The sequence below is a fragment of the Alcaligenes faecalis genome (assembly GCF_002443155.1).
GTDB lineage: Bacteria > Pseudomonadota > Gammaproteobacteria > Burkholderiales > Burkholderiaceae_B > Alcaligenes > Alcaligenes faecalis.
Genome location: NZ_CP023667.1, coordinates 3525372 through 3540763 on the forward strand (window position 1 = coordinate 3525372; position 15392 = coordinate 3540763).

General features: G+C 55.9%; 12 protein-coding genes. 1 reads left to right on the forward strand and 11 read right to left on the reverse strand.

Going from position 1 to position 15392, the window contains the following annotated elements; all coding sequences use genetic code 11:
• Positions 1–17 precede the first annotated feature (17 nt).
• Positions 18–704 carry a hydrolase gene (locus CPY64_RS16405; RefSeq protein WP_042485591.1) on the reverse strand — a complete coding sequence of 229 codons (687 nt, stop codon included), beginning with the start codon at positions 702–704 and terminating at the stop codon, positions 18–20.
• Between the two features lie 66 nt (positions 705–770).
• Entirely contained in the window at positions 771–1649 is an 879-nt protein-coding gene (locus CPY64_RS16410) for a pirin family protein (RefSeq protein WP_042485587.1), read from the reverse strand.
• 108 nt (positions 1650–1757) lie between these two features.
• On the opposite strand from CPY64_RS16410, the gene CPY64_RS16415 reads away from it, so the two are divergent.
• Positions 1758–2663, forward strand: coding sequence for a LysR family transcriptional regulator (locus CPY64_RS16415; protein ID WP_042486090.1), 906 nt, complete (start codon positions 1758–1760; stop codon positions 2661–2663).
• Between the two features lie 134 nt (positions 2664–2797).
• Here CPY64_RS16415 and CPY64_RS16420 read toward each other — a convergent pair whose 3' ends face one another.
• The 9 genes from CPY64_RS16420 to CPY64_RS16460 form a co-directional block, all read right to left on the reverse strand.
• Positions 2798–2995 carry a CsbD family protein gene (locus tag CPY64_RS16420; RefSeq protein ID WP_009456875.1) on the reverse strand — a complete coding sequence of 66 codons (198 nt, stop codon included), beginning with the start codon at positions 2993–2995 and terminating at the stop codon, positions 2798–2800.
• Positions 2996–3048: 53 nt separating this feature from the next.
• Positions 3049–3393, reverse strand: coding sequence for a BON domain-containing protein (locus CPY64_RS16425; protein ID WP_035269768.1), 345 nt, complete (start codon positions 3391–3393; stop codon positions 3049–3051).
• 597 nt (positions 3394–3990) lie between these two features.
• Positions 3991–5808, reverse strand: a complete 1818-nt coding sequence (locus CPY64_RS16430; RefSeq protein ID WP_042485580.1) for an NAD(P)/FAD-dependent oxidoreductase — start codon at positions 5806–5808, stop codon at positions 3991–3993.
• Positions 5809–5966: 158 nt separating this feature from the next.
• Positions 5967–7922, reverse strand: coding sequence for a sigma-54-dependent Fis family transcriptional regulator (locus CPY64_RS16435; protein ID WP_042485575.1), 1956 nt, complete (start codon positions 7920–7922; stop codon positions 5967–5969).
• A gap of 154 nt (positions 7923–8076) precedes the next feature.
• Positions 8077–9324, reverse strand: a complete 1248-nt coding sequence (locus CPY64_RS16440; protein ID WP_042486088.1) for a type II toxin-antitoxin system HipA family toxin — start codon at positions 9322–9324, stop codon at positions 8077–8079.
• 404 nt (positions 9325–9728) lie between these two features.
• On the reverse strand, positions 9729–10079 hold the full coding sequence (locus CPY64_RS16445) for a DUF6616 family protein (protein ID WP_042485571.1): 351 nt from the start codon (positions 10077–10079) through the stop codon (positions 9729–9731).
• A 198-nt stretch (positions 10080–10277) separates the two neighbouring features.
• A complete protein-coding gene (locus CPY64_RS16450) occupies positions 10278–11519 on the reverse strand; it encodes a YncE family protein (RefSeq protein ID WP_226791400.1) in 1242 nt (413 codons plus the stop codon).
• 31 nt (positions 11520–11550) lie between these two features.
• Positions 11551–14085: a TonB-dependent siderophore receptor gene (locus tag CPY64_RS16455; RefSeq protein ID WP_042485569.1), complete on the reverse strand. Its 2535-nt coding sequence runs from the start codon at positions 14083–14085 to the stop codon at positions 11551–11553.
• 297 nt (positions 14086–14382) lie between these two features.
• A complete protein-coding gene (locus CPY64_RS16460; protein ID WP_042485566.1) occupies positions 14383–15387 on the reverse strand; it encodes a FecR domain-containing protein in 1005 nt (334 codons plus the stop codon).
• Positions 15388–15392: the final 5 nt, after the last annotated feature.

Sequence of the window (15392 nt, forward strand, 5' to 3'; positions counted from 1 at the left end):
CAACAGCGCTGAGGGTATTAGCGCTGCGAATCCAGTTGTTCCTGATTCTTGAGTACATCCTGCGCTTTGGCGTAGCTCTCGATCAGCAACTGATAGGCAGGGAAAATCTTGGTGTAGACCTGCGCCCATTCCTGGGCATCAGGGCGGTTCCAGGTTCTCTGCAATTCGGAGGCCACTGCGCCGGTATCGATAGGCACCACACCTGCCTGCATCATACGAGCCAAGGTGATTTCCTCGGCCATCTTGGAGTAGGTGCCGGAGGCATCAATCACCACAAACACCTTGTAGCCTTCAGCCACAGCGCTGATTGCAGGGAACGCCATGCACACGCTGGTAATGGTGCCAGCAATGATCAGGGTCTTGCGGCCAGTGGCTTTGACAGCAGCCACAAAATCCTCGTTGTGCCAGGCGTTGATCTCGCCTTTGCGGGCCACATACTGGGCGTGGGGGGCGTTCTGATGAATCTCGGGAATCAGAGGACCGTTCGGGCCTTGTGGCACGGAAGCCGTGGTAATCACGGGCAGCTTGCTCAAGGTGGCGATTTTGGCCAGTGCTGCCGCATGGTCACGCAAGGTGGTCATGGGCATGTCCTTCACGGTCTGGAACAGACCGCTTTGGTGGTCGATCAGCAGCATGACTGCGTCATCAGGATCAATTACCGGGGCGGCGCCATTGAAATTGGCTACATTGCTGGGGATAGTCATCATGTTTCTCCTGTGGAGGAAAAGCGAGGGGCCACCAGGTTGGCGTGGCCCCTCACGGGCCTTGCTTTAGGATGCCGACCCTGGTGCCATCGCACCAAAGCGGCCACTGCTGAAGTCATCCATAGCCTGCAAGATCTCTTGCTTGCTATTCATGACAAAGGGGCCGTGTCCCACAATCGGCTCATCAATGGGTTCACCACTGATCAGCAAGACCACGGCGTCGTTATTGGCTTCCACGCTGAACTGGCTGCCTGTCCGATCCAGCACCACCAGTTGCCCTTCACGTGCCACGCTTTGGCCATTGACCAGTACGGTGCCTTGCAGAACCACCAGCGCAGCCGTCCAGCCCTCTGGGCTTTCCAGCTCGGCAATCCCACCCTGATTCAGACGCAAATCCCATACATTCATGGGAGTGAAGGTCTTGGCAGGGCCTGCGGCACCGTCCTTTTCTCCGGCAATCACACGCACCATGCCAGCGGCATCGGGCAAAGCGACTACAGGAATTTGCTGGTCGGTAATGGCCTGATAGCCAGCGGGAGCGCCCTTATCTTTGGCAGGCAGGTTGACCCACAGCTGCACCATTTCCAAGGTGCCACCCGAGCGGGCAAAGGCGTCGGAGTGGTACTCCTCGTGCAAAATGCCCGAACCGGCTGTCATCCACTGCACATCACCGGGACCAATCGTGCCGCCCTGGCCCGTGGAGTCGTGGTGCGACACCTCGCCCTTGTAGACGATGGTGACGGTTTCAAAACCACGGTGTGGGTGCTGGCCAACGCCGCGTTTGTGATTGCTAGGGGCAAACTCGGCAGGGCCGGCATAGTCCAGCAGCAGGAAAGGGCTCAACTGTTTTGCGTGTGTGTGGTACGAAAACAGGGAGCGAACGGGGAAGCCGTCGCCCACCCAGTGAGGACGGGGAGCGCTATAGATACCAAGAATTTTCTTCATGTCCATCTCCTTGTTTCAACATAAGAGACAGAATAAACTCGGGACAACGAAGGCAGTAGCCCCCTAAATCGGCCATCTATGTTCCATTTATGGAACGATAAAACCGCCATGCAAGATTTAAATGACTTGTACTTCTACGTTCAGATTGTGGATCACGGAGGTTTTGCCCCTGCTGGTCGGGCTCTGGGTTTGCCCAAATCTACCCTTAGCCGCAGGCTGGCGGCATTGGAAGAACGCCTGGGAGTGCGTCTGATCCAGCGCTCCACCCGCCGCTTCACCGTGACCGAGATCGGCCAGACCTATTACGAGCACTGCAAGGCCATGCTGGTGGAGGCTGAAGCAGCCCAAGCAGCCATCGAACTGACACGCGCCGAGCCTCGTGGTGTGGTTCGCATCAGTTGCCCGATCACCTTACTGAACGCTCATGTCAGTGATATGTTGGCCGACTTCATGGTCAGCTACCCGCATGTCACCGTGCAGTTGGATGCGACCAACCGGCGTGTCGACCTGATCGGCGAAGCGCTGGATATTGCCATTCGCGTCCACCCCCCTCCGTTGCAAGACAGCGATCTGGTCATGCGCGTGCTGTCCGACCGCAGCCAATGCCTGATTGCCAGCCCGGAGCTGATCGCCCGTTACGGCATGCCCGGTTCACCTGCGGATCTGGCGGACTACCCCAGCCTGGCTCTGGGCCTGCCGCAGCAAAGTCATACCTGGACCTTGTATGGTCCCGATGGCGCACAAGCCGTACTGCATCACACGCCCCGCCTGATTACCACGGACATGACCGCTTTGCGCTGTGCCGCCTTGAAAGGCGTGGGTGTGGTGCAATTGCCTACCCTGGTGGTCTGCGATCAATTGGCCGACGGCTCGTTGGTGAAGCTGATTCCGGACTGGGCACCCCGGCGCGAGATCATTCACGCGGTGTTTTCCTCCCGTCGCGGGCAAATGCCTGCTGTGCGGGCATTGCTGGATTACCTGGCCGAGCGCTATCAGCAGATGGATGAGGACTGACAGCAACGCTGTGGTCCAAGGTCTCTACGCCTCATCGAAGCGCAGCATCACTGGCCAGCGCCCCTCCTAAAGCACAAACAAAAACGCCCTGCATATGCAGGGCGTTTTGTATTCCTGGACAGTCAAGCCAGGGATCAGGCGCCGCCATTAAAGTCGCGAACTTGCTTTTCCGCTTCTTCACGCGCAATACCGTAGCGCTCCTGAATTTTCCCGACCAGATATTCGGTATTGCCTTCGGCAACATCAATATCGTCATTGGTCAGCTTGCCCCATTTGGCCTGAATTTTGCCAGACAGCTGTTTCCATTTACCTTTGATCGTATCTTCATTCATAGTCGTTCTCCTGTTTCAACGGGAATTCACAATTAGGATTGATGTCGGAACATTTATTCCGGTTTTACTTTCAATCCCGACGAATCGACTTTCACAACGCCCTTCACACTTTCCGTTGCAGCAACGGCTTTCTTGTGTTCAATCTCGCTGGGCACGGTACCGGTCAATGTTGCAACACCGTTATTGGTCTCAACAGAGATATCCGTGCTCTTCAAATCCTTGGTGCTGGCCAGATCAGCCTTGATCTTGGTGGTGATCCAAGTATCGCTGACGGCTTCGCCTGCGGTTGCCGAGTGATCCTGATTGACCGCTGGCTCATTGGCCATTGCGCCGCTTTGCAGACCAAAGCTCAAAGCAGTAGCCATTAATACACTGGATAGGATGGCGGATTTTTTCATATATGCTCTCCAATATCAGAAAGGGAATTTTTAATTTCAAAAACCCTTGCCCCTGCTATTAAAAGAAGTCCAGTTCAATCAACAAATTTTTCGTTGTTTGCAATGGATGGTTCCACCGTAACATTCCCAACCAGGCTGAAAACTACGAAATGCTACAAGCGATTTCTTTATAAGAATTTTTCCTGCTTTACATAAAATTCTATTCGTCCTGCTTATGACAGGCTGCTGTGTTTCGTCAGATTCTGGCCTGCATGCTGGCCAAGTTCAATCAGCTCCCACCTACAACACGACTGGTTTTCACACGTTTTCAACCAAGATCCCGGGCGCCCTTGAGACTGGCAATCCTGAGTGAGAACAGAGCAGTAAAGCAGGGCGTCGCTCTCTGCAGAGGGGTCGTCCGGGCCAGATACATCAAGTAAAAAATTTAGCAAAACTTCTAACAAAACAAGCGCCCTGGCCACGGTGCTTGCAGTGCAGATACGCCTGCCGCAGCCGGTAAACACAAAAAAAACCAGATCATCAAATTGATAATCTGGCCAAAATCAGAACAAGGTGCAGACCCACACACCTCCACTCGAACAACAAGGTCTCTACCCATCAACGCAGATGGTGCACCTCCTGCATCCCGTAAACCTGCACCGGCAAGCCCGCCTGACGCGCCTTCAGCTGCAAGGCCAGGTACTGTGAGTAATGGCGCGACTGGTGCAGATTGCCGCCATGGAACCACAGATTCGGCTGCTGAGTGGGCTTCCACATATTGCGCTGCTCGCCCTCCCACGGCCCTGGATCTTTGGTGGTTTCCGAACCCAGTCCCCAGCACTTGCCCACCCGGTCCGCCATTTCCTGACCTGCCAGATCGGCCACCCAGCCATTCATGGAACCGTAGCCCGTGGCGTACACCACCAGGTCCGCAGGCAATTCCGTGCCGTCTGTCAGTACCACAGCGTTCTCGGTCAAATGGCTGATGCCGGTCCGGGATTTCAGCTTGATGCTGCCATCGATAATCAGCTCGCAAGCACCCACATCGATGTAGTAGCCCGAGGCACGGCGCAGGTATTTCATGAACAAGCCAGAACCATCGTCACCCCAATCCAGCATGAAACCTGCCGCCTCCAGCTTCTGGTAGAACTCTGCATCACGCTCGCGGATCTTGTCGTACACAGGAATCTGGAAGTCCGCCATGATGCGATACGGCAAAGAGGCAAAGAGCAAGTCTGCCTTGCGCGTGGTGACTCCCGATGCCAGTGCCCGTTCGGAATACAGATCTCCCAAGCCGATCTCCATCAAGGAGTCGGATCGCACAATGTGGGTAGACGAACGCTGCACCATGGTGACGTCTGCCCCTGCCTCCCACAACGCGGCGCAAATATCATGCGCCGAGTTATTGGCCCCGATCACCACTACTTTCTTACCCGCATACGCTTCTGGTCCGGGGTGCTGCGAGGAATGTTGCTGCTCACCCTTGAACACATCCTGCCCCTTTATGCTGGGCACGTTGGCCTTGCCGGACATGCCCGTAGCAAAAACCAATTGCTGTGGTCGTAGCGTCATGGGCTTGCCATCACGCTCGATCTCCACTTCCCAGGTCTGGCTGGACTCGTCGTAGCGCACCTTCTTGCATACGGTGCTGCTCCAGTAATTCAGCTCCATCACCTTGACGTACATTTCCAGCCAGTCGCCAATCTTGTCCTTGGGAGCAAAGACAGGCCAATTGTCGGGGAAAGGCATGTAAGGCAGGTGGTCGTACCAAACGGGGTCGTGCAGGCACAGAGACTTGTAGCGCTTGCGCCAGCTATCGCCAGGGCGCGCATGTTGATCAATGATGAGCGCAGGCACATTCAACTGCCGCAGACGCGCCCCCAGCGCAATACCGCCCTGCCCGCCACCAATCACCAGCACATAAGGCTGCTCGGTCGTGCCCAGTTCGGCCTGCTCCTGCTGACGACGTTCCTGCCAGGTCTGACGTCCACGTCGAATACCATGCTCGGCCCCCATGGGGCGACGCACGCCCAACGGTTCCTCGTGCCCTTTCAGCTCCGACATGGTAGTCAGCAAGGTCCAGATCTTGCCGTTCCTGATGCGAATATGGCCGTAGCCACGCGCCACATCGGTTTCCACACGAAACCAGCCTTCCACCAGACCTTGACCATCATCACTGACCGGCTCGGCACTGTCGCGCTCGAACCTGGCTGACACGGCGCCTTGTTGCTGCTGCGTCAGCATGTCGCGGATCTGGTCGCGCCCTTCCATGGTTCGGATATTCCAGGTGAACATGACCAGATCACGCCAAAAGCATTCTTCGGCAAACAGGGCTGCCGCATCGTCCGGTGCATTGCTGGCAAGCGCATGGGTCAACTGTTCAAGAACCGTGTCCAACTGTCGCGCAGACGGCTGCAGTTGCTGCTGTGTTTGCATGATTTGTCTCCATATCGTTTTAATGTTGCGCCGGGCTTTTGATGCCCAGCTATGGAGTACATAGCAAACACCGTGCCAAACCGGGAACGGCCTGTTTTAACGGGGGCTGGCTCGTTTTAAGGCGGTGAAACTGTGCCAGCTGTGACACAGGTGGTGTATCAGGTGTCGCAGCCTGTGTCAGGAGCCGAGTCTTGCTGAGCCAGTCCCGCTCGTTTGATATAACGATGCAAGGTGGACCGACTGATACCCAGCTGTCTGGCCGCCGCACTCACGTTATCGCCACAGGCTTGCAAAACCTGCTGCCAGGACGATTCTCCGGCGCAGAGAACTGACGTCGGGTTGCTTGTAGATGTGGTGGCCAGACGCCGCTCTCGCAAAGCCTCCGGCAAGTCCTGTACCTCAATGCAGGAACCTTCCGCCAGGGCCAGGGCCAGCACCAGGGCATTATCCAGCTCACGCAAATTACCCGGCCACTCGTACGCTTGCAGCGCTTGCCAGGCCTCGGGAGACAAACCGGGCACATCACCCTTATTACGCCGATGCAATATCTGCTGCACCAGCCATTCCAGGTCACTGCGCTGACGCAAGGCAGGCAAGGTCAACACGGCCGCATTCAAGCGATACAGCAAATCCGCACGGAAGCGGCCTTGCTCTACCAAGGCGCTTAAATCATGGTGGCTGGCTGAAATCACGCGCAGGTCCACTCGCTTGCTTGTGCGTGCGCCCAAGGGCATTACCTCGGACTCGGCCAGCACTCGTAGCAAACGACTTTGCAGAGCCAGCGGCATGTCGCCAATCTCGTCCAGGAATAGAGTGCCGCCATCAGCCGCCTCAATCAAACCCGTGCGACCTCGTGCAGCACCGCCGGTATACGTGCCAGCTAAATAGCCGAACAATTCGCTTTCAATCAGACTCTCGGGCAAGGCCGCACAATTGACGGCCACAAAATTCCCGCGACGACCGCTGGCCGTGTGAATCGCACGGGCCAGATATTCTTTGCCCGAACCCGTCTCGCCCTGCAACAGTACCGGCATTTCCCGCGTTGCCAAACGGGCGGCCTTCAACAACATGGATTGCATGGCCGCATCCGTGCCTGCCAAGCCTCGCAATGCCTGTGGCAAGGCGGCATCCACGGCCGCCCCATCCATCCCCACAGACCGATTGTTCAGTACACGCCGTGGCTCAATGGCATGGGCAAACAGCACACTGCCATCCCGCACCATGACGACTCGCTCCTGCGTGGGGCGATAACGCATCAAGGTCGGTAACTGATCCACTTCCAGATGCAGAAAGCGCATCAAACTCTGCCCCAGCAAATCCGCAGGATTACGCCAGTCCACCCCCGCTGCCCGCGCCAGAATCCGGGCACCCGTATGCGTCATGCCCTTGATACGGCCAGAACCATCAATCGCAATAGCCGCTTCTGGATCAATATCCAGAAACTCCGGCGACTGCGACAAACATAGAATCCATTCCTGACGGTGGCAGGCCATCAAATTGGCCAGTTCAATACGGCGGGTCGCCGCATTGGCAAGATGCAGAGCCAAGCCCTGGCTGGCCTTGGCCTCCGGCGACTGCAACAAGGACAAATCCAGCACTGCGGCCAGCTTGCCGTCGTAGTGGTAGATAGGCGCCGCCGTGCAGGATAAAGGCGCATGCATATGATCGAAATGATCATTTTGATGAATGGTCAGGGCCTCGCCCGTGTGCAGGCAAGTGCCCACCGCGCACGTTCCCGCGCGCTCTTCAGTCCATTCCGAGCCCATATACAGACCGGCCTGCCGCAAGGCATCGCGCTGGCCATCCGAGCCCAGAAAATCCACCGTAACGCCCTTGTTATCGGATAGCAGCAATACGTAATTCAGCCCGGAAACCTGCTGATAAAGACGCTCCAGCCCGGAGCGCGCGATATTGATCAGGGCTTCGGACTGCTGACGGTGCTCGCGCAGCTGGGAGTCCGGCACGATATAGGCCTCGCAAGCCTGCGCCGGGTCCAGCCTGTGATGCTCAATGCACCGCCGCCAGCTATGGACCACAGCCTGATCGCGCCGGGACAGGCTGCCCTGCCAAACAGCCGTGATCTCTTGGACGTGTGCCACATGTGAAGACTGCATATCTGCGCTCATCCCGAAAACAGGCCACCCCCGGGCGGGCGCGGCCTATCTTCCAGTGTGCCGCCATGCTTAGCTGCCGTACATGGAGGTTTTCCTTGAGATGCGGTGCAGCAAATCAGCTGTTTTGTGGAACTCCACAGACATGTCCGAATAGCTACACAATGCGCATGCGCCGCAGTCCTTCAGACAACCGCTCCTGCAAGAGCGATTCCAGACGAGGCCCAAGCAGGAGACGCACCTGATCAAACTGCCCTTCTATCCTGTCCAGCAGCCGGTCAAGCAGCTCCACCGCCTCTTCATCGCCTGACAAGCCAAAGGCTTTGGCATCGTGTAACGCATTGGCTCGGCTGATCTGGCGGCTTCCATGACTCAACTCCATCGCTAGATACTGAGGGATGAAATCTGGATTAGGAACGACATCAAAAGCGGGCGTCAAACGCCATCGGCCCTGATCATGAAGATAATAGATTGCATGATTGCGGGGATGATCATCGTCATTGCCAATAACCGCATTGAAAATCATGCGACAGAACAACTCAATGGCGTCCTCCTGAGGAGCGCCTATCATCGTCAACGTTCTGGCCAAGTTCGGATAACTCCAGGCCGATGAGCCTGAATGACCGGGATACTCCGTCTGCAGCAAGGATGCCGCACTCAATGTCATAACCCTAAGGCCATGTTGGCGATCAAACCTCAATGAGCGCATCACACTCAGTGCGGAGTCCTCACCAAAACCTGTGTACGCGGTTTGGGCAAAATTCAAGCCCACTGCCCGGCCCCACTCTTGAGTTGCATGTTCAAGACGCGGAATATCCTCGGTATCAGATGACAGGATCGGCTTCACAAGCCAGAACTGATCACCATCACGAACGGTTGCTTTCGGTCTTGCTCCACCCATACTGGGTGTGGCCATCAGCCGGCGACGCAAATGCGGATCCACCGGAGGGCGGCGCAGCTGCATTGCTTGCAGCTCTGCGCTCAGTTTTTCAATTTCTGCTATGGGCGGTGCGGACAATTCTGCGATTGAGGGCTTAGGCGAAGAGCCGACCGCCAGTGCTCCCCAACGCTCGGCATTACCAGCCTTCAGAAGATAAGCATGGTTTGGAGAGCTATCACTTAATCCGTGTTGCCTTTGAATGAGTAACCGGCCCCAGGCGTCGGGACAAGCATCACGTAGCGCATCATGCAGGCCACCATAGCGACTCGCCTGAATTGGAACAGAGCCACTCAGCGGTAAGTTAACCGGATCAATTGACCATGGCAGACCTGCATCCTGATAACTAGGCGCATACATAAACTGGCCAAGCTTGGCTGACGAGTCGTGGATATACCGGCCAACGGTCACCCATTGACCCGTGTCAGGCCGCTGCAAATAAACGTATAAAGGTTTAGAAATACTCATCGCCATCTCTGCCCAGTCTTGCACGCCCCTTCGTGTCGCCGCTACTCCAATGAGCATCAGGCATTGGCACGATGGATTCGAGCAGACCGAGTGCTGCCAGAGCAGTCAAATAAGTCCCCATCGCCACAGCAGGATCGCCTCGCTCCATTCGGCGTAATGTACTTTCCGAGACCTCGACTCGCGAACTAAAGACGTGAGCTGTAATTTTCTGAGCAACACGTTGAGTACGAATGCAGCGCCCCCAAACCAGGGCCCGTGACTCGACGGCTGGCAAGTAAAAAGGGGTAGGGGCAAGTTTCTTGGGCATGGCACAGACAACAGCTATCGTTCATAGATAACCTTTTATATCACATAAACTATGATCTATGAACGATTTTTAACTGATTCTGCTGACTTTCTGACCCTCAAACAAGCTGCGAATCCTTAGCCAGCTCCGCCAAGTGTTGAGCAAATCCCCCTTCTGCGCCCGCTGCATTCACGTGGTCGAAATACTCGTACCAACCACTGGCTTTGATACCAGCCAGCAGTGCCTTGCACGCCTGTTGATCCGGAAAGCGCCAAACACCCATAAAGCGGTGGTCGCTGGCGTGGTCAATATCGTGCTCAGCTGCTGTCAGGGACAGCACCTCGATACCCAGACTGGAGAGGCCACCCATCGCTTCCTGAAGGCTGGCCAGAAAATGCTGACGCTGCTCTTCGGGCAATGCTTTCCACCTGGCATTGGGCGAATAAAGCTCGATCAGATAGTGAGACATGGGCAGTTTTCCTTTAGCTGAAATAGGCACAAAGTGCTGAAAAATTCAATTTGATTAGATATCTAATCTTATAGATTCACACTAAATATCGCAAGCAGTGCACACACGTAAAAAAGCCCGAGCTCGGCATGACGCCGAACCCGGGCTTGGACCCACCTTGTCAATCAGTCGTGCAGCATGGCTGCCTGCGAAATCAGCTTAAAACTGGATACGCACCATACGTTCTTTGGTCCCTTTTTCCTTGCTATTGCCGTCGTTCTTCACCGACACGTACAAGGCTTTTTCAGCGGGGATGTATTCCAGGCTGTTGGGGTGTGGAGCCAACTCAATGGTTTGCAGTGGCTTGTAGTTCACCGTATCGAAAACACTGACCGAACCCTTGCCTTCTTTCTCGCGCACACCGCCTCGGTTGGCGACGAACAGACGCTGGGATTCAGCATCAAAACGCACGCCAATCGGCACTTCGCCAGTAGGCATCACAGCCAGGGTTTTGCCGTTATCGGCATTTAGCACAAACACTTGGTGGCCCGCGCTGCGGCGCTTGTATTCACGCTCCAGGTGCAGATTACGGGCGTCATCGCGGTCGATACCTTGGTCCACACCGAACAAGCGGTTCTGGGCCGGGTCGTAGCTCAGATTCAGCAGTTGGTCGGCCTCAATTTCCAAGACCTGATCAATGTTCAAGGTCTGGGTATTCACGACCATCAGTTGGCCCTGCATATTGGAGACAAACAAGCGGTTATTGGCCTCATCCAGGGTGATGCCCACGACGTTATAGCCAAAGCCGGGCAGCACTTTTTCCAGTTCCATGGTCTGGGTATTCACCACGAACAGCACGCTGTCGAAACCCAGGCCCAGACCAGGCGCAAACACGCGGTGGTTTTTCTTGTCCACAACCAGTTCACGCATCTTGTACTGGAAGTCCTCGGTGATCTTGAAGCGCTCCATCATCTTCAACAAACCGTCTTTACGTGCCTGGCCGAAGTCAGCAGCATTGATGGTGTCCTGGAAATTGATTTTCTCCTGCACAGGAATGCGCTTGATTACCTCGTTCTTGGCGGTATCGACCACGGCAATCGTGCCGTTGAAACCTTGAGTCAGATACAGGCGGTTGGCGGCATCATCCAGAGCCACCCCAAAACTCTTGGCTTCCATGGCAATCTCTTGCTTGATTTCCAGGGTCTTGGGGTCCAGCACCAGCGTGCGCGACAAGGTCTCGTCCTTCCAGTTGGGTGAGGACACGTACAAGCTGGATTGCGCAGGGCTGAAGACAATTTCCAGAACTTCGGCGGCAGTCGGTTTTTGCATGATCTGTGCTTGGGTAACGGCTTGGTAGCCCACAGGGGCAGGAGTCTTGGCGTGTACGTAGCCAGCCGACAAACTCATTGCAATAGCAAGGTACAGACCACGTACAAGATGGCGAGTAGTAGACGACGTCATAATTTAGGCTCGATAAAAGTGGGTGAAGAAATTACCACTGGTAATCAATGGACAGATGCACATTGCGCGGCGCGCCGTAACGTGCCCGGAAGATCACGAAGTTGTCGTAATAGCGCTTGTCAAAGAGGTTGTTGACGGTGAGCTTGGCATTCCAATGCTGGTTCACGCGGTAATTGGCGTGCAGGCCAACCAGGGCATAGCTGCTGTGGGTATCTTCCAGCACCTTGCCATTGCTGGCGGTGTAAGGACGACCGGCCGTCCACAGATCACGCTTGCCAAACCAGTTCACGGTGGCACCGGCGCTCAGGCCCTGCAGTGCACCTGAGAATTGGTACATGGTGCCCAGACGGAAGGTTTGGCTTGGAATATAGGTGTTGATCCGCTCGCCTTCGCCGTTCTTGGTGCTGGCGTAGCTGTAGGAAGCAAACACGTTCCAGTTGTTGGTCAGCGCGCCGTTCAGCTCCACTTCAAAACCCTTGGTTTTATTGCCTGCACCCGAAGATACATAAGGGCGGCTGCCATCGGGTAAGAGGAAGTCATCCGGCACCGAAGGGTCCAGCACGGCCAGGTTGTTTTGACGGGTCTCGAAAGCGGCCAGGGAGAACTGCAGGGCCTCCTCCATCAAACTGCCTTTCAGACCGATCTCACGGTTAACCCCGGTGATAGGATCCAGGAAATTCTCGTTGATGTCCTTGTAGCTTTGCGGCTGGAACAGACGGGTATAGCTGGCGTAAGCCGTCAGATTGGGGTTGATGTCGTACGTCACCCCAAAGTACGGCGTAATTTCATTGCGGTTGCGCAGCTCGTTGGACACACCGGTGAATTGGCCATCTTTACCGTAGTTGTCACGGTAGGTTTTATAGTCCGACAAGCGCAGGCCCATGATCACATTCAGCGGATTAATAATGTTCAAGCGCGTGCCTGCAAAAAAACCGTACTCGCGTGTGTGGACCCGGTTCCATTCACCCGTGCGGCTGACGCTGGGCTCGGGCATATAGCCGTCCCAGTCGTAAATATTGGGGATGAACCAGTTGCGGGTATCGCTGACCTGCATGGTGTACGTAGTGTCACGCTTGCGAGTGCCGTTAAAGCCAAACATCAGCTGGTGAGTACGGCCCAACAGTTCGAAAGGACCATTGGCCGACAGCTCCAGATTGTCCTGATGACGGTAGCCGTTGGCGGCCAGGTTGGCGCGAATGCCGATACCAGAACCATCGGGGCGCACAACGGGGTTAACGCCCTGCCCCAAGCCGGTAATCAGAGCATCGCCATCGTCACGCTGATGGCTATAGCTGAGCTTGGCGTTCCACTTGTTTTCAAACTCGTGCTCGACCGAGAAGAAGGCGTTTTGATGCTTCTTGTCCCAGTAGGTCCAATCCGGCACCAGCGACATGGAACGCGACACGTCGATACGGTCGCCCTCGCTGGTGAACAAAGGCACGCCCATATTGCCTTCACCACGCAGCTTGGCGGTCTGGTAGTCGTAGCCTGCGGTCAGCAAGGTTCGGTCAGTCAAATCGAATTCCAGCATGCCGGACAGCAAGTCGTTCTTGTGATCCTGGTGATCCATGAAAGAATCCGCCTGCTTGCGCGAACCAATAACACGCATGCGTAAACGGCCATCGTCAGTGAGCGGGCCAGTCACATCTGCCGTCACACGCTTGTCGTTCCAGGAACCGTACTGAGCACTTAACTTGCCACCAAACTCGGCCTGAGGGCGTTTGCGGATCAGGTTGATCAAGGCGGAAGGCTCGCCCGTAGGAGACAGCAAACCTGTTGCACCGCGCACCACTTCCACGCGGTCGTACAAATCCATATCCAGAGAAATGGGGTTGAACGCACCACGTCCGGCCGCCCGGTAGCTGCTTTGCACGCCATCTACCTGCACATTGCTGATGTCAAAGCCACGAGCCTGAAACTGAAAGCCGCCACCCACCGCCGCCGTATTGGCCGTCACGCCGGTGGTGAAGTTCATCACATCATCAAAGCTGGTCAGGCCAAAATCATCCATTTGCTGACGCGTCATCACACTGACCGATTGCGGCGTGTGCTGCGTGTCCATATTCAATCGGGTGGCGGTGCTGCTGGTGCCATTCAGCGTGTACAGGCCGGTATCTTCAGTTGCGCGGTTCAGGGTGCCTTTAACCCGCACAGGTTCCAGCTGAGTGGTTTCCGTGACCGGCCACAAGTTCACCGTATTGGCGTCGCGCGAGTAGCGAATGCCCGTGCCTGCCAGCAAGGTATCCAAGGCCTGCGCCACGCTGTAATTGCCTTTCAGGCCCGCGCTTTGTTTGCCTTCGGCCACGCTGCCTGCGCCAACCAGATAGACCCCGCTTTCTTGCGAGAAACGCATCAGCACCCGGCTCAGGGGACCGGCAGGAATGTCATAACGCTGGGTCTTGTCTGCCGTCGGGCTGTTTTGCGTGGCCGCCTGGGCAGGCTGGGTACCCACGACAAAGGCGCTGCCAGCCATCAACACATACAGGGCCAAGGCCAGTGGACGCAAAGGGGCGCAATGCGATCCTGCATCCTTGGACAGGGAAAGGGGATCGGGGCGACGATGCATAAGGAGACATCCTTCAAAAACACGGGTCAGTCACAATAAAAACGATGAACCTGAACGATGTTCTTGCGTTGATGTTCAGTACTGAGCGGGCACTGCGGCCCGCCTCCTGCTTCATTGGCCTCACGCCAATCAGGTCCTCTTACTGCCTAAAACCACCAAGTCTCCAAAACCCGGAACCTGCTTTTGCTGTTTTTTCAGGATTTTTTGCCAAAATCCGGGCAAGCCTTTGAATCTAATCGGTTTTTATTATTTATTATTTATTATTTACAACCATCGCTGGTGAAATGCCCCGCTCAATCAATCCAGAGCTTGCACACTGGTCCACCAAGGCATGGGCTGGTCGATACGAATCGGCAATGCCGAAGCCAGCATTTTCAGCACACGGTCCGTGTCATGAATGGGGAAGCTGCCATAAACCTTCAGGTCGGCCACGGCATCATCCACACCGAGATAGCCTTTGCGGTAACGGCCCAATTCCTTGATCACGCTACGCAAGGCGATGTTGTCAGCCACCAGAACGCCTTTGGTCCAGGCCTCACGCGCCTGCTCGGCGTCCATGCTTTGCCGGATACGCTGCGCACTAAAGTGGACCTGCTTGCCCGCCTGTACCGTGGCGGTGTTTTGACCTTTTGCCGTAGACACCTGCACGGCCCCTTCATAGACCGCCAACTGCGTACAGCCCTGGTCCATACGCACATTGAATTGCGTACCCAAAGCGCGCATATTGCCCTGGGGGGTTTGAACGGTGAACGGCCTGTCCATGTCGTCCTTGGCCGTCTGGATAAAGATCTCGCCTGAAATCAGAACAATATGGCGAGCCTGTGCGGTGAACTGCACATCAATCGCAGAGGCTGTGTTCAGCCAAAGCCGGGAACCGTCTGCCAGCACAATCTGGTTCTGCTCGCCGGTTTGTGTAGAGTGGTCAGCCGCCAAGGCCAGAACACTGGATGGCAGCCAGGACTGACGCCAGCCCAACCAACTGAGAACTCCTGTGCCCGCCAGTACGGCGACACTGGTCAGCACGCGACGGCGCTGATGCAAACGCTCGTTGGCCGTGTGCAATGTTTCTACCACTCGGCGCGAATCTGGCGCAGTGCGCACAGGCTCAAAACTGCGGCTGACTTCTTCCACATATCGCCAGGCGGTGCTGTGCATCTCGTCCTGCTTGAGCCAGCTCTGCCAGGCAGAGCGCTGCGCCGCACTGGCTTTGCCATCGCGCAGGCAGGCATACCATTCAGCGGCTTGCATCAAAACGGCATGGGGAGGTGTAGCGGGAGAAGAAAAACTGGAACCGTGCTTCATGAGAC